Source organism: Thioclava indica (assembly GCF_000714545.1).
Lineage (GTDB): Bacteria > Pseudomonadota > Alphaproteobacteria > Rhodobacterales > Rhodobacteraceae > Thioclava > Thioclava indica.
Window position 1 is genome coordinate 1 of sequence record NZ_AUNB01000042.1, and the last position, 19,613, is coordinate 19,613.

The window sequence follows — 19,613 nt, forward strand, 5'->3', positions numbered from 1 at the left end:
GCTCTGAACGGCAGCTTTGGGCCGTCCGCGAAGACGGCCCATACATTTAGAATTCGATGGCTTTGGCGATCACCAGCGCTTCTTCAAGCTCGACGGCGAGGTACCTGACAGTGCTGTCCATCTTGGTGTGACCTAATAGAAGCTGGACTGCCCGGAGGTTGCCAGTCTTCTTGTAAATCTGTGTCACCTTTGTGCGCCGCATCGAATGGGTCCCGTAGGCGCTGGCTTCTGGTCAATGGATGTCACCCATTCTCGCACAATCCGCGCGTATTTGCGGATCGAGATGTGAAGCCGTTCGTAAAAGCGTCCGGGCCAGAGGTATTCTGAACCGATCATGAGCGGCTCCCGCATCCACCGTGCCAACGATGCTCGAGTGCCTTCAGAAATTTCGAATCGCACAGGTTTCTGCGTCTTGCTTTGCAGAACCGACGCGCGTTACTTGATTGGGCCTGGCGCCATGATATCGACCACCTTCATCTTCACCAAGTCGCAGCCGCGCAGCTTGCTGTCGATGGCAAGATTGAAGAGGGCCAGATCGTAATGGTTTTCGGCTAGCTCCAGCCGCACCCTGATCGCCCAAACGTGTTTGGGCTTGAGCGACCGTTTCTGGCCGACGATCCGGCCTTTGTTCTAGGCCGGGCGTAGTGTGCGGATGGCGAGTAAGTTTGGTGTTTCCATGATGGATCTTCCGATCCACCACGCCCTCCCACATCGACAACCCGACGTTGACGAGTCATCACATCACATGATGCGGCGACGCATCCGAGGTTGGCTGTGAGCCCAACCTGTAAGGTTTCCGCAACGCCGCGTATGGCTGCTAACGCCTCCGATGCAAAAGAATTTCTACATAAGCATGGAATAAAGCAGGGTTTTGGAAAGATTGGGTGGCTCTTCTACAGAGCCACCCGAACAAATTTCAGCATCACTTGAGACTCAGAGATTGCGTTGACTATAGCGCCCTTGAATAACCACAAGAAGCACTGCGCCCAGCCCGAGCACGTAAGCGGAGAACGGCAACACGCTGGCGTAGCTTCCGCTTTCACGGGCCAGATATCCCGAGACCGCAGGGGTGATGAATTGTGCGATGCTATATCCGATCGTCATTTGCGCCATAGCGCGGGCAGGATTGTTTGGCTGCATCCGCCCGGCTACAGACAGGGTCATATTCACGATTCCGACGAACGTCCCGCCGTACAAAACAGCAGCAGCGAAATTTGCCGCCATCGAGGCCGACATCAGCAGAAGAACTGAGATAATCTGTAAGCCGAATGCCAGAATGAGCGCCACAATGCTTCCCCATATGCCAGCAATTCGGTCCCAGACATAGGCAGAAGGTATTGCGGCAAGCCCGACCACGATCCAGACCATCGTGGCCCCCTTCGTAAAAAACGGCAGTTGTGACACGATATCGACGATGAACGTGGCCAAAACCACATAACCGACACCGGCCGTGGTATAGGCTGCATTCAATAGCCAGAATGTCAGGGAACCGCGTCGTTTGTCTGGTTGGGGTTGGCAATGCGGTTTGGAAACGACGCGGGGCGATGGCATCCAGAGCCAAGCCGGAATCGAGAGGGCAAGTGCCAGCAGACCAAAGGCGATCCACTGCGCATCCCATGCCAGGTAAGGGGTTGCCGCCATCACCACGACTCCGGTCGCGACGATACCAAGCCCCATACCCGCGAAATGCAAACCAAGCTCAGGCCGATGGTCCTGATTGATCAGCCAGTTCAGGATTAATCCGGATGCCAGTAGCAGCCCCGAGATGCTGGCCATACCGGAGAAAAATCGCAGGATACTCCAAATCACAGGATCTTGCGTTAATCCCATACCAAGCGTGGTCACCACCCCGAGCAGTAAGCCACACCGATAAAGCATAGCCTTTATGCGGAGATCATGAATCAAAGAGGCCACAATCGCCCCAAATAGATAGCCCGCATAGTTGGATGTGGCCAACAAACCTCCTTCCATCACACTCAAATGGGCTTGCGCCCGCATCAACGGCAAAAGTGGCGTAAAGGAGAAGCGTCCAAATCCGACGGTGGCGATGAGTGCGCACATGCCTGCAATCATGACCTTGATATAGGATGGACAGGCTGTGAACTCCGTCTGCGGGATTGAACGCATCGACATTTCCGTTTCCTCCATTGATTTGCTGCAACCTAAACGGAGAAGGTCTTGTCGTGCTGGCGACAGTTTGCCATAAATTCTCGAAAGTCAGCCAAAGGTAGTTCTATGAGTGCGCGAGACTGGACTGAAATTTCTCTGGCACAAACACCGAGCTTTGCTGATGAACTTCACCTTCGCGCGCAGAACATGGCGAGTGGCGAGATATTTCCGCTACACGACCATCCCTGGCATCAGTTGGTCTACGCAACGCAAGGCACATTGATGATCCGGCTTGCGCAGGCTTGGCACGTCGTTACTCCCGAGCAAGCGGTCTGGATTCCGAAAGGTGTTCGCCATGCAACGGCAGCGCTCACAGACTCAGCTTTTCGCACGCTCTATATCTCTTCAGACGTCATTAGTATGCCAGCACAAGTGAGGGTACTCTCTGTCTCCACCTTGTTGCGCAGCCTGATCATGGAGCTGGATGGTTTGTCTTCCGACGCCATGTCGAAAAACTACCGATCCGCATTGCATCAAACCATTTTACGACATCTTGAGCGTCAGCCCCATGACGAGGTCGGCCTGACTTGGCCCGCGCATCCCGCATTGAGACACCTGTGTGAAAGCCTGTACGATCATCCCGCAGATACGAGGTCTGTAGCAGACCTTGCCCGCGCTTTTGGCATGTCCGAACGTACATTGATGCGGCGCTGCCATGCCGACCTCGCCATGCCTCTGAGCCTTTGGCGTCAACGTATGCGGCTTTTTCGCGCCTTGGAGTGGTTGGGCCAGAAGCGCAGCATCACGGAAATCGCTTTCGATCTGGGGTACAATTCCCCCTCGGCCTTCGGTCACATGTTCCGCACCGCCACAGGGCTGTCACCGTCAGACTGGCGTAAAGCGCGTGGATTAGGTGTTCAAAGTTCAGATGTTTCCTAATGAAATGCACAAAATACCAACATTCATCACCGATGAGCGTTTTCTGGAAATAGGCATGGGGCTCTTGTCGCAGACAGCAGATAAGTCCCGCGCTGCTGGCCTTAGCTAACATGTTAGCCATGTGAAACGCCCCGGTTTTACCGGAGACCTTTAGCTTCATTTCACGCGACCATCTTGCGCACGTCGCGCTGTGCATAGAAGGTCTCTTCTGCCTCGGCTGATGGGATGTTTCCGATGGGCCCAAGCAAGCGGCGGTTGTTGAACCGATCAGCCTATTAGCCGGTAGGCGATGCTTGCATCGCCGTAAGGCCATCCGCATGCGTTTCGTATGAACCTTGATGCTCAAAGACCATCCGGACCGCGCGCGCGGACCTCAGGTGAGTAGCGATTTGCCATTTTGCGTTTCGTCATAACCATCATCCTTAGTTAAGTTGATGGTCTCCGGTAAACCCGGGGCGATTCATGCGCCATCGGTTCGGTGGGCCGCTGTTCACCTCGTTCGAGGCGACGAAAGGAGAGCCGGAATAATCCCTCTCGCACCCTTTCTTTAGCGAAGTTCATCTGCTGCAAATATCTGCGACTTCCCCTGCAAAACTTTTTGCGCGGTTACAGAGGCACAATGACAAAGCCTTGAATGGCTTTCCATCAGGCGCTAGCGTTTAATTGAACGTAGGTTCAGTTATTCGGAAGGGGAGGGCCGATGCTAGAACAACAGGCAAGCTATGCGCTCACGCGCGAGGCTTTCGTTTGGGACATCCCGCAGCACTATAATATCGGCGTGGATATCTGTGATCGTCACGCCGCCGCGCGCCCCGATGCCATCGCGATCATCGACGTGGCTGAGGACGGCACCACCCGTCAGTGTAGTTTCGAAACCCTGCGGCAAAGTTCAAATCAACTGGCCAATGCGCTGGCTAAGCTGAGCGTCAAGGGCGACCGGATCGGCGTTCTGCTGCCCCAATCCATCGAGACCGCGCAATCCCATATCGCGATCACCAAATCTGCGCGCATCGCCCTGCCATTGTTCACGCTGTTTGGCCCGGATGCCCTGCTGCATCGGCTGCGTGATTCCGGGTCCAGCGTGGTGATCACCAATGCCGAGGGCGCGGCCAAACTTGCTGCGATCCGCGCCGAGTTGCCCGATCTGAAGCATGTCATTTGCGTCGAGCCCGCGCCCGCCCCCGCGCTGGATTTCGCGCAGCTTTGCGCCGCCGAAAGCCCGGAATTCGCCTTTGCGCCGACATTGGCCGAAGACCCTGCGATCCTGATTTACACCTCGGGCACCACGGGCAATCCGAAAGGCGCGCTGCACGCCCATCGTGTGCTGCTCGGCCATCTGCCCGGCGTCGAGATGAGCCATGATTTCTTTCCCCAAGCCGGTGATCGCATCTGGACGCCCGCCGATTGGGCGTGGATCGGCGGCTTGCTGGATGTGATGATGCCCGCGCTGCATCATGGCGTTACGGTCGTCGCCTGCCGGTTTCGAAAGTTCACCGCGCAAGCGGCGTTTGATCTGATGCGCTCTCAGAAAATCCGCAACGCGTTTTTGCCCCCCACCGCGCTCAAGATGATGCGGCTTTGGCCCGAAGCCGAGGCTCAGCGCCTTGAGATGCGCTCGGTCGCCAGCGGCGGCGAGACCTTGGGCAAAGAGCTGATCGCGTGGGGGCAGCGGGTGTTTGGCTGCACCATCAACGAGTTTTACGGCCAGACCGAGTGCAACATGATCGTGTCGTCTTGCGCCGCCCTTGAACCCGCTGAACCCGGCGTGATGGGCTTTGCCGTGCCCGGTCATACGCTGGCGATTCTGGATGAGGACACCGGCACGCAGGTCGAACCGGGGGCCGAGGGCAGCATTGCCGTGCTTGCGCCCGATCCGGTGATGTTCCTGCGCTATTGGAACAACCCCGAGGCCACGGCGGCGAAATTCCTGAGCGTGGGCGAACATAAATGGCTGCTGACGGGGGATAAGGGGCGGGTGACGCCCTCGGGGCGGATTGCCTTTGTCGGCCGTGATGATGATGTGATCAGCTCATCAGGCTATCGCATCGGTCCCGCCGAGATCGAGGATTGCCTGCTGACGCATCCGGCGGTGCATCTGGCCGGGGTCGTGGGCAAGCCCGACCCCGTGCGCGGCTCAATCGTGGCGGCCTATATCCAGCTATCGCAAGGGGTCGATCCCGGCCCGGCGCTGGCCGATGACATCGCGCTGCATGTCAAAGACAAGCTGGCCGCCTATGAATTTCCCCGCGTGGTGCGCTTTATAGACGAGATGCCCGCCACCACGACGGGCAAGATTATCCGAGCGCAATTGCGCCTTATGGCCCAAGAGGAGGCAGACAATGAGCAACAGTGATTTGGTGCGTGTCGAGATTTCAGCGGGGGTTGCCTCGGTGGTGCTGAACCGCCCCGAGCAACGCAACGCGATCAACCCTGACATGGCCGCGGCGCTGCGCGCGGCGTTCGATCAGATCGAGGCGAACCCAGAGGTGCGCGTCTCAATTCTAAGCGGCGAAGGGCGGGTGTTTTGCGCCGGAATGGATCTGAAAAGTTTCACCAAGGGCGAGGCCGATGCGATCCTGAATGGCCCGCATCGCTTTGCCGGGTTCGTGGCGCGGGAACGTCGTAAGCCAGTGATCGCCGCCGTGCATGGCGCGGCGCTTGCGGGTGGGTTTGAGATCATGCTGGCCTGCGATCTGGTTGTGGCTACGCAAGAGGCCATATTCGGGCTGCCCGAGGTGACGCTGGGATTGGTCGCGGGCGGCGGCGGTGCGATCCGGCTGGCACAGCGCATTCCGCGCGTGCTGGCCAACGAATTGCTGTTGACGGGCAAGACCTATCCGGCAGCGGAAATGCTGCGCTGGGGGCTGATCAATCGCGTGGTGGCACAGGATGAATTGGCGGATGCTGCCTTGGAATTGGCCAGCGAGATCGCGCGCAATGCCCCCCTCAGCGTCACCGAAGGCCTTGCACTGTCCGATCAACTGTTTCGCGGCCAAGAGGCGGCCCTCTGGCAGGCCAATGACAGCGCATTGGCAGCGCTGGCAGACAGTCATGACGTGCGCGAAGGGATCGCTGCGTTTTTTGAAAAGCGCGCGCCAAACTGGTCTGGTGAATAACGATACTACTGTCAGGACAGGGCGGTCAAAACTCTTCCTTTGATGGGGCGCTATCAGATCGCGTTGCACGGTGTGGGTAAGCTTGAAGAGACCCGCTTTCACGACGCGGTCGAGCAGCTTTTCAGCCCGATCGACAATCCGCGCCACATCATCGCCACGACCTCGGGGCTGTTTCGCCGCCGCTACCAGTATTTCCCCGTTCCCGAGCGTTTCGAGCGCAACAAGACGCTGGCCGCGACTTTCTGGAAACACTGGCAGGGCTATGTGGGGCGCGGCCAGCTTGTCTATACGCGCACCGTCTGGGGGCGCGGGGCCTTACAAGCCGCACGTCTCAGTAGCGCGGATCGCAAGGTTAAAACCAATATGCAATGGCGCTGAAGCCGCAAGTCCGCTGCTGCAATGGCGCGATCCGGTCTATATCGCCTCCGGCTTTGCGGGGATCATCGCAATGGTGCTGCTTGTTGTGCAGCCGCTGCTGGTCGGGGGCTACCTGCCCGGCGTGCCAAGGCGCAGCGGGCGCTATTTGCATCGCTGGACGGGAGCGTTGCTGGTCACGGCGGTCATCCTGCATGTCGCCGGGCTTTGGCGTACCAGCCCGTCGGATATGATAGATGCGCTGCTGTTCGTCTCGCCGACGCTGTTCTCGCCTTGGGGGGGTGCCGCGATGTGGGCGATTTTCGCAGCTGCGTTGCTGGCGGTGTTTCGGCTGCGCGGAAGTCTGCGGCTTAGAGCGTGGCGGCTGGGCCATTCGGGGCTGGTCCTTGCTGCCGTTCTGGCAAGCGTCATGCATGCGCTGCTGATTGAGGGGACGATGGGGCCGCTTTCAAAAGTGCTGCTTTGCGGCGTCGCCATCGCGGCTATTGCAAAAGTGCTGTTCGATCTGCGCGCCTGGAAGACGCTGACACGCCCGAGAGGGTGACGTCGGGCGATACTCTGCGTCAGGGCAGGGCTGAATTGCGCGGTTCGACGCGCAAGAGCACAGGGCCTTGGTGCTGCAAAGTGATCCCGGGTAGCGCCTGCAAATGCTGATCGGGAATGAGTTCAAGGCGCATCTGGGCGAATACCCGACGCTGAATATGCGTGGCCATTTTATGCGCGAGATGCAGTCCCACACAGCGATGTTCGCCCAATCCGAACGGAAGATAGCCATCGCGCGGGCGCGGTGAATGGTCGATAAATCGCGACGGATCGAAGGTCTCGGGGTTTGGCCAAAACTCGGGGTGGCGATGCAGCAGATAGGGCGAAATCAGCAGCGAACTGCCGCGCGGTATGGCAAAGCCGCCAATGGTGTCATCCGCGATCACGCGCCGCTCGATCACCCAGATAGAGGGGTAAAGACGGATCGCCTCGGAGAAAAGATTCGCCGGATCGGCGGTCTCAAACTGGCCGGCGCTATGAATGAAGGCCCATGACAGCGCGTTCGCCGTGGTCTCATGCCCCGCAAGCAAAAGGGTTATCGCCGCGTCGCGGAGTTCTTGGTCGCTCAGGGCGGCGTCGCCTTCGCCCTCATGCGCCTGAAGCAGTCGAGACAGCACATCATCGGGGCGATTCTCGGCGCTGCGGCGTGTCTGGATCAGCTCGGCCACGACCGCATTGATGCTTGCCAAGGCGGCTTTGAAATCGCGCCGGTGGAGCCGTGGTGACAAGAGCGATGCGTCCAGCGGTGCCTCGATCCGCCGCCACGTATCCGCCAGAAGGGTTTTGAGAGCGGTGTCGATAAGCTTGGGATCAACGTCGGACGAAAACAGGATCTTGATCGCTGCGGCAATAACGAGCTGCATCATTTCATCGACGATGTCGACTGTCCCAACGCGCTGCCACCGCGCCAGCATGGGGGTCAAAAGCGTGTCGAGAACGGGCTCGATCGCGTCAAAGCATTGCGGCTGAAATGCGGGCTGGATCAAGCGGCGATGGCGTTTCCATGCAACCTGATTGGCCGACAACAAACTGTCACCCGTTGTCGCAGCGATCCGGCTCGCGCTGCGGGTCGCTTTGTCGTAATTGGCGGTATTTCGCGACAGGACGTGGTCGATATATTCGGGCCGATTGACCAGATGCGCGGTTATCGGACCAAAGCGAAACCGGACAATATCGCCATGCGCGCGCGTCGCATCGGCAAGGAAGCCTAGCGAGTCCTCTTTGAACGCGGCCAATGAGCCCCAGATCAGACTGCCTTTCGGGCCCGGTGCGCGCGTCATTTCGGGTAGTTCCACGTGTCAAAGCTGCGCGACCAGCGCTGGGCGACGACCGCTTTGGTTGCGTCGTCGAGCGTGGAGAACGCGTTCTTCTTATAGTTGCTCAGGCTGTCAACGTAGCGGCGCAGCTTTGGCTCGAACGCCGCAAACCCCTCAAGCGACAACTGTTGATAGGTCTGCGCAATCGTGCCAACCGGATCGGTTTCCAGCGCGTCAAAACTGATCTCGTGGATCCGGTCTTTTGCGATCAGGGGCAGGTCCTCGAAATAGGCGTCATACATGGTCTCGTGGCGCTGCAAGATGCCCTCATCAATGGCCGAAAGATCGGGCTTTTGCAGGTAGGTGTACCACCCCGCCGTATCAAAGAAATGGCGTTGCGATTGAAAGACGCGGTAGGGGTCGCGGTGAATGTGGATGAAACGGGCGTCGGGGAACATCTCGAGGAGTATTCGGATCCGGGCCGTGTGAGGCGGAGATTTTATCAGCAGCGCGCGCGGATCATTCAACGAAATCTTCTTACAGAACTGCACAAAAGCCGTTTTCCACGCCTCAACCTCGCGCCGATCAACGTCGCGAAATGTCATATAGCGATCATAATGCGCCATCCGTCTGGGAAAGCTGACGCCAAGATAAAGCGAGGTCAGCGTCATCAGTAGCGGGGCAAATTCATCTTCCTGCGGCGAGGTGAATTCCATCGCCATGTTATCCATCGGCCGCGTGTCGGGCAGCATCCAGCGAAACGCGCGCGTGGCGAAGTTCTCGGTGCTGAGAAAGGTGTAGGGGTTCACGACCTGATAGGTATTGGGGAACTGAAATTGCGCGGTGTCTTGGGCCAGCAGCTCATGCAAAAACGTCGTGCCGCTGCGCCAGTGCCCCAAAACAAACACCGGAGGGCGGGTGATTTCCACGCGCTCAATCGCACGCCCGAAACGTAAATGCTCTACCCCGGCCAATAGGGAATTGGACAGGCTAGCCAAGGTAATAACCGCAGCGCGATGGGCATAGGCGGGGGAAATCGCAAACTTGTTCTGCGCCAGCAGCTTGCACCATTTCCCGAAGGTGATGCCCGTCAGGTAATTATGCCCGATACTCCAGCGGTGTTTTAGGCGATCGCCCATCTACGCTCCTTGCGTATTGGTCCAAATTGGTCATTTTGTGCGGGGTGTTGCGTATAAAGTAAAGGCGGGGCGTTTTATGACTATCCCTTCTCATGTTATTGAGATGCTGAAAAAAGTTCGGGGACGCTTTGCTGCAGAACCGATTGCGCAACGTATGCTACCCAGCGATGCAGAGTTCACCACCTTGCGCCCGCAACGCAACGCCACGCAGGCCTCGGTTGATAAATACTGGGCGCGGCTGCACGATCCGGCCTCGCAAGCGGATCAAGACGCGCTGGCAGACCCGCTTACGATGGCCAATCCAGACCAGTTCAGCGCCAATATCGAGAATTTCATCGGCACGGTGAAAGTGCCCGTCGGCATCATCGGGCCGCTGCGGATATCGGGGCTGAACGCGAATGGTGATTTCCACGTCCCGATGGCCACAACCGAGGCGGCATTGGTCGCCTCTTATGCGCGCGGGGCCTATGCGGCTACAAAATCGGGCGGCATCACCGCAGCGCTTTTGTATGAAGGCGTGATCCGCACGCCTGCCTTTGTCTTTGACAATCTGTTCAATGCGGGCCTGTTCGTCGAATGGGTCGTGCGCGAAATCGACGCGCTGAAAGCCGCAGCCGAAGGCACCACGCGCCACGGCAAGCTGGTCTCGGTTGAACCTATCGTGGACAATAACGTCGTCTTCCTGATCTGCCGCTACACAACCGGAGACGCAGCGGGCCAGAACATGGTCACCATCGCAACGAATGCGCTATGCGAAGATATTGCCGCGCGGTGCACGGTGCCGATGAAGGCGTGGTATATCGAGGGCAACTTCTCGGGTGATAAAAAGGCGTCATTCCTTGGCTTGGTCACGGGGCGCGGGCGCAAGGTCAGCGCGACGGTGACGCTAAGTGGCGCGGTCGTTGAAAAGACCTTGGGAACGAGCGTTCAGGCGATGCTGGATTACGCTCAGGTGGCGAATTTGGGCTCGCATCTTTCGGGGCAACTGGGCGCGCAGGCGCATTTCGCCAATGGTCTGGCGGCGCTTTATATTGCGACCGGGCAAGACGCCGCCTGCGTTGCCGAAAGTGCCATCGGCATCACCCGTATGGAGGCGCGCGGCGATGATCTGTTTTGCAGCGTGACCCTGCCCAATATCCTTGTCGGCTCTGTCGGCGGGGGCACGTCGCTTCCTAGCCAATCCGCAGGCCTGAATATCCTGGGCCTCAAGGGGGAAGGTCAAGCATCGGCGCTGGCCGAGGTCGCTGCAGCCGTCTGTCTTTGTGGTGAAATCTCGATTGTCGCGGCAATTTCGGCGGGTCATTTCACCCGTGCGCATGAAAATCTGGCGCGTCGCAAATGAGCGTATCGGCCCTTTGGATCTACCAAAAAGAGCGGTTCCCGCTGGCCAAAACGGCCCCCCTTCTGGCGGTGTTTTCAGCGGCAAGTATCTGCGTGTCTGCAACGCTGTCGGGGCGCGCGCTTCCCGGTTGGGGCGGGTTCCTCGCGGGGTTCCTCATCGCGATGTTGCTGTTCTTTCAGATGCGGGTTTGCGATGAATACAAAGACTTGGAAGATGACCGCCGCTTACGCCCCTCGCGCCCGATCCCGCGCGGGTTGGTGTCGCTGCGCCTGATCGTGACTTTGGGCGTCCTGTCACTGCCGATGACGGCCGCTGTCGCATGGCTTTGGTATCCGCCCGTTTTGTGGCTTTTGGCGCTGGTTTGGGCGTGGCTTGGCGCGATGACGCTGGAATTTGGCGCGCCTGCTTGGCTCAAGGCGCGGGCGGTTCTTTATCTGCTGTCGCATATGCTTATCATGCCGCTGATTGATTTGTTGCTGACCGGGTTGGAGTGGATGCCAGGCGGCGGCGCGGCACCGGATCTGTGGCTGTTTCTGGCGCTGTCCTTCGTGAATGGCTGCGTGTTGGAAATCGGGCGCAAGCTGTGGAGCCCGGCAAACGAAATCGCGGGCGTCGACACCTATTCGCGCCTGTGGGGGCCTTCGCGTGCGGCGCTAATTTGGTCGGGCTGTGTGCTGCTTTCATTCGTGCTGCTGGTCGCGGTCGGGGCGGCGACAGGTACGGTTTGGGTCAGCGTTGTTTTGGGCGGGATCGGGGCTGCGCTGGGCTGGTTTAGCGCCGCAAACTATGCCGCAGCACCAACCCCGAAAGCCGAAAAACGCATGGATACGATTGCAGGGCTGTGGGTTTTTGCCTGCTATGCCATCGCGGGGTTTGCCCCATTTTTAGTAAGGCTTTTCTGATGTCATCCATTATCGAGCAAACCGCAGCGCTAAAGGTTCACGAGGTCGGCGGGAAGGCCGCAGCCCTTGCGCGCCTTGCACAGCACGGGTTTAATCCGCCCGCGTTTTTCGTCCTTCCCCCAGAGTTGTTTGAACGCGCTGAGGGGGGCGAGAGACTCGACGACGCATTGGCCAAACTGGGCGCTGGTCCGTTTGCCGTGCGCAGTTCGGCGCGCCAGGAGGACGGGGTCGAGCATAGCCATGCGGGCCAGTTCGACACGGTCCTGAACGTCGCGGCGCATGATGTCTGGAGTGCGGCAAATCAGGTCTGGCAGTCGGGTTTTTCAACCACCGTGGAAACCTATCGCAAGGTCAAATCCGGCGGTGCGGCTGAGGGGCCTGCCGTGATCGTGCAACAGATGATTGATGCCACCGCGGCTGGTGTCGCCTTTTCGGCGGATCCGGTGACGGGGCAACGCAATAAGGTCGTTGTGTCGGCCATCGCGGGCCTTGGCGAGCGGCTGGTTTCTGGCGAGGAAGACGGCGAAAGCTGGACGATTGGCACAAGCGTGTCAGGCCCGGCCTCTGCGACGGTGCTGAACGCGGATCAAGCGCAACAGATCGCGGATCTCGCGCGCAGGGCCGAAGCGGTTTTCGGCATGCCGCAAGACATCGAATGGGCCTTTGACGGCGCGGGCCTGCACATCCTGCAATCGCGCCCCATCACCACCAAACTTTTGCCAGCCGCACAGCCTGATAATGCGCTGACGATTTTTGACAATTCCAATATCGTGGAAAGCTACCCGGGCATGGTCAGCCCGCTGACCTATTCGTTCGCGATCGACATTTATAGCCATGTTTACGAGGCTTTCGTGGCGCTTTTGGGGGTGCCCAACGCGACCATCACGGCCAATTCCGCTGTCTTTGGGAACATGCTGGGGCGGGTCGATGGGCGCGTCTATTACAATCTGGTCAACTGGTATCGCGCGCTAGCGCTGCTGCCCGGTTTCTCGCTGAACCGGGCCTATATGGAGACGATGATGGGGGTCGCGACGCCGATGCCTGCCGAGGTCACCGATCATATCGGCCCGCCGCCGGCACAGGGGCTGGCGCGGCTGCCCGAGTATTTGAAACTGGCGAAAGTCGCGGGCGGCCTTGTCTGGCAAGCGGTGCGGCTGGGGCGCACCCGCGCGCGGTTTTATGACCGGCTCAATGATGCGCTGAGCAGTGGCTTTGATCCGAAAACGGCGGGGCCGACGGCGCTTGCGGCTGAATACCGCCGCGTCGAAGCCTCGTTGCTGCGCCGTTGGGATGCGCCGCTGGTGAATGATTTCTTGTGCATGATCGCCTTTGGGGCGTCGCGCAATCTGATGCAGAAATGGCTTGGCGAAAAAGGCGTGCTTTTGCACAATGACGTCATGATCGGGCAGGGCGATATTATCTCGGCAGAGCCTGCCCAACGCATCGCGAAGATGGGCGAGATGGTTGCCGAGGCCGGAATTGCGCAGGCACTTCGCGAACAGGGGCGCGGCGCACTTGAGGGGCATGATGCGATCGCGCGCGAGGTGCAGTCTTACCTTGATAAATTCGGGGATCGCTGCACCGAAGAACTCAAGTTGGAAAGTATCCCTCTTAGCGATGATCCCGCGCCGCTATTGCAAGCGATTGCCGCAAGTGCCGGGCGCGGATCCGTTCCCGCGCATGTGGTGAGCGCGCCCGATTGGGCCGCGCTGTTCCCCAAAAATCCGCTCAAACGCCAATTTGCCAAATGGCTGATCGGCTGGACCAAGGCGCGCGTGCGTGACCGTGAGAACCTGCGCTTTGAACGCACCCGGATCTTTGGCTATACGCGCGCTGTGTTCCTTGCATTGGGCCGCGAATTTGCTGCGCGCGATCTGTTAGACGCCCCACGCGATATCTTGTATCTGACCACGCAAGAGGCGCTTGGCGCGGTTGAGGGCTTCGCGCTCTCGGCCAATCTCAAATCCATCGTGGCGCTGCGCAAGGCCGAGGACGCGGCTTCTGCGCTACGCCCCGACCCGCCCGAACGGATCGAATTGCGCGGGCCAGCGATTGCGCCGGTCTGGACGGATGCCGCGCCGGAAACGGACACCGCCAAGACGCGCACGGCGACGGGCTGCTCGGCAGGGCGTGTCACGGCCAAGGCCCGCGTGATCCACGATCCGCGCACGCAAACGCTTACGCCCGGGGATATTCTTGTGGCGCGTCACACCGATCCCGGCTGGATTGCGGTGTTCGCCTCGGCCTCGGCCATCGTGGTCGAGCGCGGCTCGCTATTGTCGCATTCGGCCATTGTCGCGCGCGAGTTGGGCATTCCCTGCGTCGTCGGGTTAAAGGGGGCGACGCAATGGATTAGCGATGGCGAGACGATTTGCGTGGATGGTGCAAGCGGATGTGTGGAGAGGCGTGATGCAGAACTCTGAAATCGAAACCAAGGCCGCTTTTGATCACATCCGCTACGCGCAGCTTTGGGAGGACGCCGATGTTCTGACCCAAGGTTTGGGCGATTGCGCGGGGGGCACGTTGGTGTCGATCTGTTCAGCGGGCGACAATGCGCTGGCGATGCTGGTGCTTGATCCGAAAAAGGTGATTGTCGTTGATCTTTCGCCCGCGCAAATTGCCTGTCTTCAACTGCGCATCGGAGCCTTTCGCACCCTGACGCATCCGGAATTTCTGGAACTGATGGGCGCGCGTCCCAGCCGTCGGCGACGGGAGTTATTGCTCAAGGCGCTCGCAGGGTTGGACGGCGATACGCAGCAGTTTTGGCAGGGACTAAGCGAGGAGGTGGCGCAATACGGGGCCGGGGGCGTTGGCAAGTTCGAACGCTATTTCCGCATCTTCAGAACGCGGCTTCTCCCATTCGTGCATTCGCGTAAAACGATTGATGCGATCTTTGTGTCGCGACCAAAACCGGAGCGTCAGGTGTTTCTCGATACGCGGTTCAACACATGGCGGTGGCGGCTGCTCTTGAGTACCTTCTTTTCGCGGTTTGTGATGGGGCGGATGGGACGGGACAAGGCCTTTTTCGATCACGTCGATGGCAGTCCCGCGCAACACGTTGCCCGCCGCATCCGGCATGCGGCTGTCACCTGTGATCCCGCGATGAACCCCTACCTGCACTGGATCATGAAAGGCGATCACGGCGAAGCGCTGCCAATGACATGGCGCGCAGAGCATTTCGAGGTGATCCGGTCACGGCTGGACCGGATAGAAATCAGACCCGGCTCGCTCGAGGCGTTTGTCTCGACCGGGGAAAAGGCGGACGGGTTCAACCTGTCCGACATTTTTGAGTATATGTCGCCAGAGGTTTTCAGAGACGTCTATGGCCAGATTTTAAACGCATCGGCCCCCGGTGCGCGTCTGGTGTATTGGAACATGATGGCACCGCGCCGGGTACCGGAGGACTTTCGAAATAGGGTAGAAACCTTGAGTGAGGTCGAGACGGAGTTGAAAGCAATAGACAAAGCGTTTTTCTATTCCGACTTCGTGGTGGAGCAAGTGCGCGCGTGAGTCCGGCCCTACAGATCGCGCTATTGCTTGCCTCGGTGGCGGTCCTTCTTGGGCTGATGGCGGTTGTGCGCGCGCTGTCCGGGGTCTGGGGCTTTAGCAGCGAGGTGCAGCGTAAACTGGTCCATATCGGGACCGGGCTTTATGCGCTGACGCTGCCGTGGCTGTTTCCCGATCGCTGGCCGATCTATGGCCTATTGGGCCTTACGGTGGTTGTGATGCTGGTGCTGCGCCGGCCCGGCTCGCGCTTGGGGCAGACGTTGCACGGGGTGGAGCGTCAGTCTTACGGCGATCTGCTGTTGGCCCTGAGCGTCGGGCTGTGCCTGTTTCTGGCCGGGGACCGACTTTATCTTTATGTCCTGCCGATTGCGGTTTTAACCCTAAGCGACGCGTTCGCCGCCCTTGCGGGAAAAGCCTACGGATCGATCCATTTCACCGTCGAAGAGGGGCAAAAAAGCGTCGAGGGCAGCGCGGTATTTTTCGCGATCACCTTGCTGATTTCGTTTGTCTGTTTGATGTTGATGACCGATCTCGCGCCGCTCAATATCATCGTGCTGTCACTGATGGTCGCAAGTTTCGGAGCCTATGTCGAAGCGCTCAGTTGGCGCGGTTTTGACAACATGTTCTTGCCGCTGGGCTTGTTGATATTCTTGACGGTTCATGCCGAAGACTCACTGGCGGATCTGGCTGCGCTTGTCGTTCTATTCGCGCTGAGCGTGCTTGCGTTCAATCGCGTTGCGGCCAGGATCGGACTTAGCAAACACGCCGCCCGCGTTTATGTCGTCGCGGTGTTTCTGCTGCTTGCGGTCACCGAGGTGCAGAACGCCATTTTTCCGCTTCTTGTGCTGGGCGCGCACGCATGGTGCCGAAAAGCGACGCCCTGCACCGCGAAATATCCTGATCTGGATATCGTGGCGGCGCTGGCGCTTGTCAGTTTCGGCTGGCTTGCCTTGGGCAACGCAACGCAATGGAATGCGGTCTCGTTTTACGGCCTCACCACGATGAGCCTGATGATCGGGCTATGCGCATTGGCACTGACACCGCAGTCGCTCGCGGTGCGGATCGCCGCTTTGATGGCGATTGTGGCGGGGGCCTTGGTGTTGCGCGCGGCAATCATCAATGTGAACCCGGCCCCCTCAAACTGGAACGGGCCGATATGGGCGCTCAGCATGATCAGCGCCGTCGGGATGGCCACCATCCCCTCGATTTACCCAAGCGGTTTCGTGCGCGCGCGGGTGACGAAACTGACGCTTCTTGCGCTTGCGATTCCGCTGTTAAGCTATCTCTACGCAATTGATATTTCGGGGCTTTGGACATGAATACTCAGGTTTTCAAAACAGACGGTGCCAAGATCACGGTGTTTCTGGATGGCCCGGACTGGGATGGGGCGGCGACCGCAACGGTGGGGGCATTCACCTGCAAGACGCCCGAGAGCGGTGCCGAGGTTCTGGATCAGGCCATCACCTTCATCCGCACGCAAGGCATCCGCCAGATCCTTGGCCCGATGGATGGCGACACATGGCACAGCTATCGCGGCGTCATACAGACCGATGGCAGCCCGGCCTTTCTGCTAGAGCCGCGCGATTCCCTTGGCGAGCTGGAGGTGCTGAAAGCTGCAGGCTTCGCCCAGATCAGCGGATATTTCTCGGCGCGCGTGCCCTTGGTGCAAACCGCGCAGACCGTACCGCCGGAGACGGCGAATTTTAGCATCGAAACTTGGGACGGAAGCGATCCTGAAAAGCTGTTTGATCAAGTGTTTGAGCTGTCCTGCGAAGCCTTCTCTAGGAACGCCTTTTACAAACCGATCAGCCGCGATGCGTTCATGGCGATGTATATGCCGATGGTCGGAGTGCTGAAACGCGAGCTGATCTTTTTCGCCAGACGCCCCGATGGAACGCTGGCCGGGTTTCTGTTTGGAACGCCGAATTATGCCGAGGGTCCGAAACCGACCAGCGCGATCCTCAAGACCTATGCCAGTCTCGAACGTGGCGCGGGTCAGCATCTTGCCTATGCGTTTCATAAAGCGGCCTTGGCCGAGGGTTATGACACCGCGATCCACGCCTTGATCCATGATGACAATCTTTCGGGTCTGCGCAGTGCGGCAGAGCATGCCGATGTGTTTCGCCGCTACGGGCTGTTTGGGCTGAAACTGGATGGCTAGTCTTCTTGAGGATTTCGCAGCCGCTGCCCTGCGCCATCCTGAACAGGTGGCGATTGTCGATGGGAAGGGGCGCGAGACGACCTTTTCCCAGCTCAAATCCCGCGCCGACGGTTTGGCGCGCGCGTGGGGCGCACAGGGGATTGCCAAGGGCGACCGTGTGCTACTGGCGATGCATCTTGACGCGGACCTTTACGCAAGCCTCGCGGCGCTTTGGTCGCTTGGCGCAACGGTGGTTTTGCCCGAACCCGCAATGGGGCTTGCGGGTCTGCGCCATGCCGCAAAGGTTGCGGGGGTGACAGCGTTTTGCAGTTCCGGCCTATATGGGCTGCTGAAATTCGCGCTGCCAGAGCTGTGGTCGCTGCGCCATTTGCGCCCCCGGATCAAACCCGACGCGCCCTTTGATGGGATCACCCCAAGCGCGGATGACATCGCCCTGATCTCGTTCACATCCGGCACCACCGGCGCGCCCAAGGCCATTCCCCGAAGCCACGGCTTTCTGAGCGCGCAGCATCACGCCATCGCGCCGCTTTTGGCCAGCCCCGTTCCTGAACGCGATCTTGTGGCCTTCCCCGTCTTTGTTTTGATCAATATCGCCAGCGGGCAAACCTCGGTTCTGCCCAACTGGAAAATGTCGCGCTTGGGGCAGCTAAAGGCGGCAACGCTTGGCGACTGGGTGAGCCGCCAAAAGGTGACCCGTGCCCTCATTCCTCCGGCGCTGTGCGAAAAACTGGCCAAGACCGATATCCCTGCGTCTTTGCATACCGTCTTCACCGGAGGCGGCCCGGTGTTTCCTGACATGCTGGACGCGCTCAGGGTGGCGAAACCGGGGCTTGAGGTGATTTGCGTGTATGGCTCGACCGAGGCGGAACCCATCGCCCATCTCGATGCCAAGGACATCACGCAAGACGACCTTGCCAAGATGAAGATCGGGGGCGGTTTGCTAGTCGGGCATCCGGTTGAAGATCTCGGCATCCGCATTGTTGCGGGGGAAATTCAGGTCTCGGGGGCGCATGTGAACGGCGGTTACCTGGACCCAAGGCATGACGCGGAAAACAAGACGCATGACGGCGAAACCATTTGGCATCACACGGGCGATGCTGGCGTCTTTGATCCGCAGGGCCGGCTTTGGCTGTTGGGGCGCATGGGCAGCGATGTTGTCGTGCAAGGCCGCCCGCTATTCCCGTTCTCGGTTGAGGTCGCGGCACGCGGCTGGCAGGGCGTGACGCAATGTGCCTTGATCGCGACCCAAACCGGGGCCTGTCTGGTGATTGAAGGCGATGCCGATCACATGGCCGAATGGGCCGCGCATGCCGCGACCTTCGAGGCGCTTGACGTCAAACATGTCGCGAAAATTCCGATGGACAAGCGGCACGGCTCCAAAGTTGACCGGGTCGCTTTGGCAGAGATCGAACGGGGGGGATGACACAGCCGGGCCGCATGATCTGTATTTAGGTGAGACGTGTCGTCTGCATCCCGGTAAGATCGGGACGTTCAGAACCTCGCAGCACAGTCTGGTATCATGTCGTTGCGAGATCCAGAATGCGATTGAAGCGGGAATGCCACGTTTGCGCGCGGCTGCTGAGATGCGCTTAGCCGCACAAAGATCTTAACCGGCTGCAAAATATCGTTTTGGGTCTTGTCGCGATATGAGCTGCGTGAAATGCAGCGCAGTCCCGCGAGGTGATCGAGGCGCTGTCAGATGCGGGCAAGCATCAGGTCTATACGGCTTTGTTGTACACATCGGGGCCTTAGCGCACGTCCCCGAGCCCCGGACATACTTATCCTACGGGCTCTGTGACGGGTATGCCAAGGGCGGTGTAGCGGTTGAGCACCGCGATCCGGATCTGGAGTTCAGCGACCTGTCGGTCGAAGTCTCAGGCCATGAGGCCTTGACCAAGGAGTTTGACGCAGTGCATCCACTGACCGGCAGGGTATTTCCGAAGGAAATGTCCCGAGAGGTTTCGTCTCTGCGCGGCTTCGGCGGTGATACCCGGCCAACTTTCGCCACAGGGCACGTCCGAGATATTTGCAGGCCCTCACAGCATCGTTTCGCGCAATAGCACGAGCTATGGTTGAATCTGGGTGACGCGGCCTGATCAGGCGGCGCTGGTTTTTGTGGCGTCTGTCACCTCGACGCCGTTTCGGAACTTGATGCCTTCGATGACTTTCGGCAACTGATTTCTGCCGTTGAGCCGGCGCCATGATTTCGCGGCGGCCTGGATCA

At 59.3% G+C, this 19,613-nt stretch carries 15 protein-coding genes and 2 pseudogenes; 12 read left to right on the forward strand and 5 right to left on the reverse strand.

Going from position 1 to position 19,613, the window contains the following annotated elements; translation table 11 throughout:
- Positions 1-46 precede the first annotated feature (46 nt).
- Together DT23_RS18815 and DT23_RS13115 are read right to left on the reverse strand one after the other, a co-directional pair.
- A pseudogene (locus DT23_RS18815) lies at positions 47-618 on the reverse strand (tyrosine-type recombinase/integrase).
- Positions 619-933: 315 nt separating this feature from the next.
- Positions 934-2,133, reverse strand: a complete 1,200-nt coding sequence (locus tag DT23_RS13115) for a YbfB/YjiJ family MFS transporter (RefSeq protein ID WP_038131928.1) — start codon at positions 2,131-2,133, stop codon at positions 934-936.
- Positions 2,134-2,235: 102 nt separating this feature from the next.
- Here DT23_RS13115 and DT23_RS13120 point away from each other — a divergent pair, with 102 nt between their 5' ends.
- The 5 genes from DT23_RS13120 (at position 2,236) to DT23_RS13135 (ending at position 7,083) form a co-directional block, all read left to right on the forward strand.
- Positions 2,236-3,048: an AraC family transcriptional regulator gene (locus DT23_RS13120; RefSeq protein WP_038131911.1), complete on the forward strand. Its 813-nt coding sequence runs from the start codon at positions 2,236-2,238 to the stop codon at positions 3,046-3,048.
- 700 nt (positions 3,049-3,748) lie between these two features.
- Positions 3,749-5,401: an AMP-binding protein gene (locus DT23_RS13125; protein WP_038131912.1), complete on the forward strand. Its 1,653-nt coding sequence runs from the start codon at positions 3,749-3,751 to the stop codon at positions 5,399-5,401.
- Positions 5,388-6,164: an enoyl-CoA hydratase-related protein gene (locus DT23_RS13130; RefSeq protein WP_051697284.1), complete on the forward strand. Its 777-nt coding sequence runs from the start codon at positions 5,388-5,390 to the stop codon at positions 6,162-6,164. Before DT23_RS13125 ends, DT23_RS13130 begins: the two co-directional genes overlap by 14 nt.
- 42 nt (positions 6,165-6,206) lie before the next feature.
- Positions 6,207-6,542, forward strand: a complete 336-nt coding sequence (locus DT23_RS19545; protein ID WP_156023946.1) for a hypothetical protein — start codon at positions 6,207-6,209, stop codon at positions 6,540-6,542.
- A gap of 70 nt (positions 6,543-6,612) precedes the next feature.
- Positions 6,613-7,083: a ferric reductase-like transmembrane domain-containing protein gene (locus tag DT23_RS13135; protein ID WP_240473618.1), complete on the forward strand. Its 471-nt coding sequence runs from the start codon at positions 6,613-6,615 to the stop codon at positions 7,081-7,083.
- Between the two features lie 19 nt (positions 7,084-7,102).
- On the opposite strand, the gene DT23_RS13140 is transcribed toward DT23_RS13135, so the two are convergent.
- Complete coding sequence (locus DT23_RS13140; protein ID WP_038131914.1) at positions 7,103-8,362, reverse strand: cytochrome P450; 1,260 nt, start codon at positions 8,360-8,362, stop codon at positions 7,103-7,105.
- Positions 8,359-9,477, reverse strand: a complete 1,119-nt coding sequence (locus DT23_RS13145) for a sulfotransferase family protein (RefSeq protein WP_051697285.1) — start codon at positions 9,475-9,477, stop codon at positions 8,359-8,361. Before DT23_RS13145 ends, DT23_RS13140 begins: the two co-directional genes overlap by 4 nt.
- Positions 9,478-9,553: 76 nt before the next feature.
- On the opposite strand from DT23_RS13145, the gene DT23_RS13150 reads away from it, so the two are divergent.
- From DT23_RS13150 to DT23_RS13180, 7 genes are read left to right on the forward strand one after another with little or no spacing between them, the layout of a single operon-like run.
- Entirely contained in the window at positions 9,554-10,819 is a 1,266-nt protein-coding gene (locus DT23_RS13150) for a hydroxymethylglutaryl-CoA reductase (RefSeq protein WP_051697286.1), read from the forward strand.
- On the forward strand, positions 10,816-11,721 hold the full coding sequence (locus DT23_RS13155; RefSeq protein WP_038131916.1) for a UbiA family prenyltransferase: 906 nt from the start codon (positions 10,816-10,818) through the stop codon (positions 11,719-11,721). The genes DT23_RS13150 and DT23_RS13155 overlap by 4 nt, the downstream gene beginning before the upstream one ends.
- Positions 11,721-14,144, forward strand: a complete 2,424-nt coding sequence (locus DT23_RS13160) for a PEP/pyruvate-binding domain-containing protein (protein ID WP_038131919.1) — start codon at positions 11,721-11,723, stop codon at positions 14,142-14,144. Before DT23_RS13155 ends, DT23_RS13160 begins: the two co-directional genes overlap by 1 nt.
- Positions 14,131-15,231 carry a BtaA family protein gene (locus tag DT23_RS13165; RefSeq protein WP_051697287.1) on the forward strand — a complete coding sequence of 367 codons (1,101 nt, stop codon included), beginning with the start codon at positions 14,131-14,133 and terminating at the stop codon, positions 15,229-15,231. The genes DT23_RS13160 and DT23_RS13165 overlap by 14 nt, the downstream gene beginning before the upstream one ends.
- Positions 15,228-16,547 (forward strand): diacylglycerol/polyprenol kinase family protein, encoded by a 1,320-nt coding sequence (locus DT23_RS13170; protein WP_038131920.1) that lies wholly within the window; start codon positions 15,228-15,230, stop codon positions 16,545-16,547. The genes DT23_RS13165 and DT23_RS13170 overlap by 4 nt, the downstream gene beginning before the upstream one ends.
- Entirely contained in the window at positions 16,544-17,389 is an 846-nt protein-coding gene (locus tag DT23_RS13175) for a hypothetical protein (RefSeq protein ID WP_038131922.1), read from the forward strand. The genes DT23_RS13170 and DT23_RS13175 overlap by 4 nt, the downstream gene beginning before the upstream one ends.
- Positions 17,382-18,812, forward strand: a complete 1,431-nt coding sequence (locus DT23_RS13180) for an AMP-binding protein (protein WP_038131923.1) — start codon at positions 17,382-17,384, stop codon at positions 18,810-18,812. The genes DT23_RS13175 and DT23_RS13180 overlap by 8 nt, the downstream gene beginning before the upstream one ends.
- A 355-nt stretch (positions 18,813-19,167) precedes the next feature.
- Here DT23_RS13180 and DT23_RS19140 read toward each other — a convergent pair.
- Positions 19,168-19,462 (reverse strand): annotated as a pseudogene (locus DT23_RS19140) (hypothetical protein); the annotation flags it as partial.
- Positions 19,463-19,613: the final 151 nt, after the last annotated feature.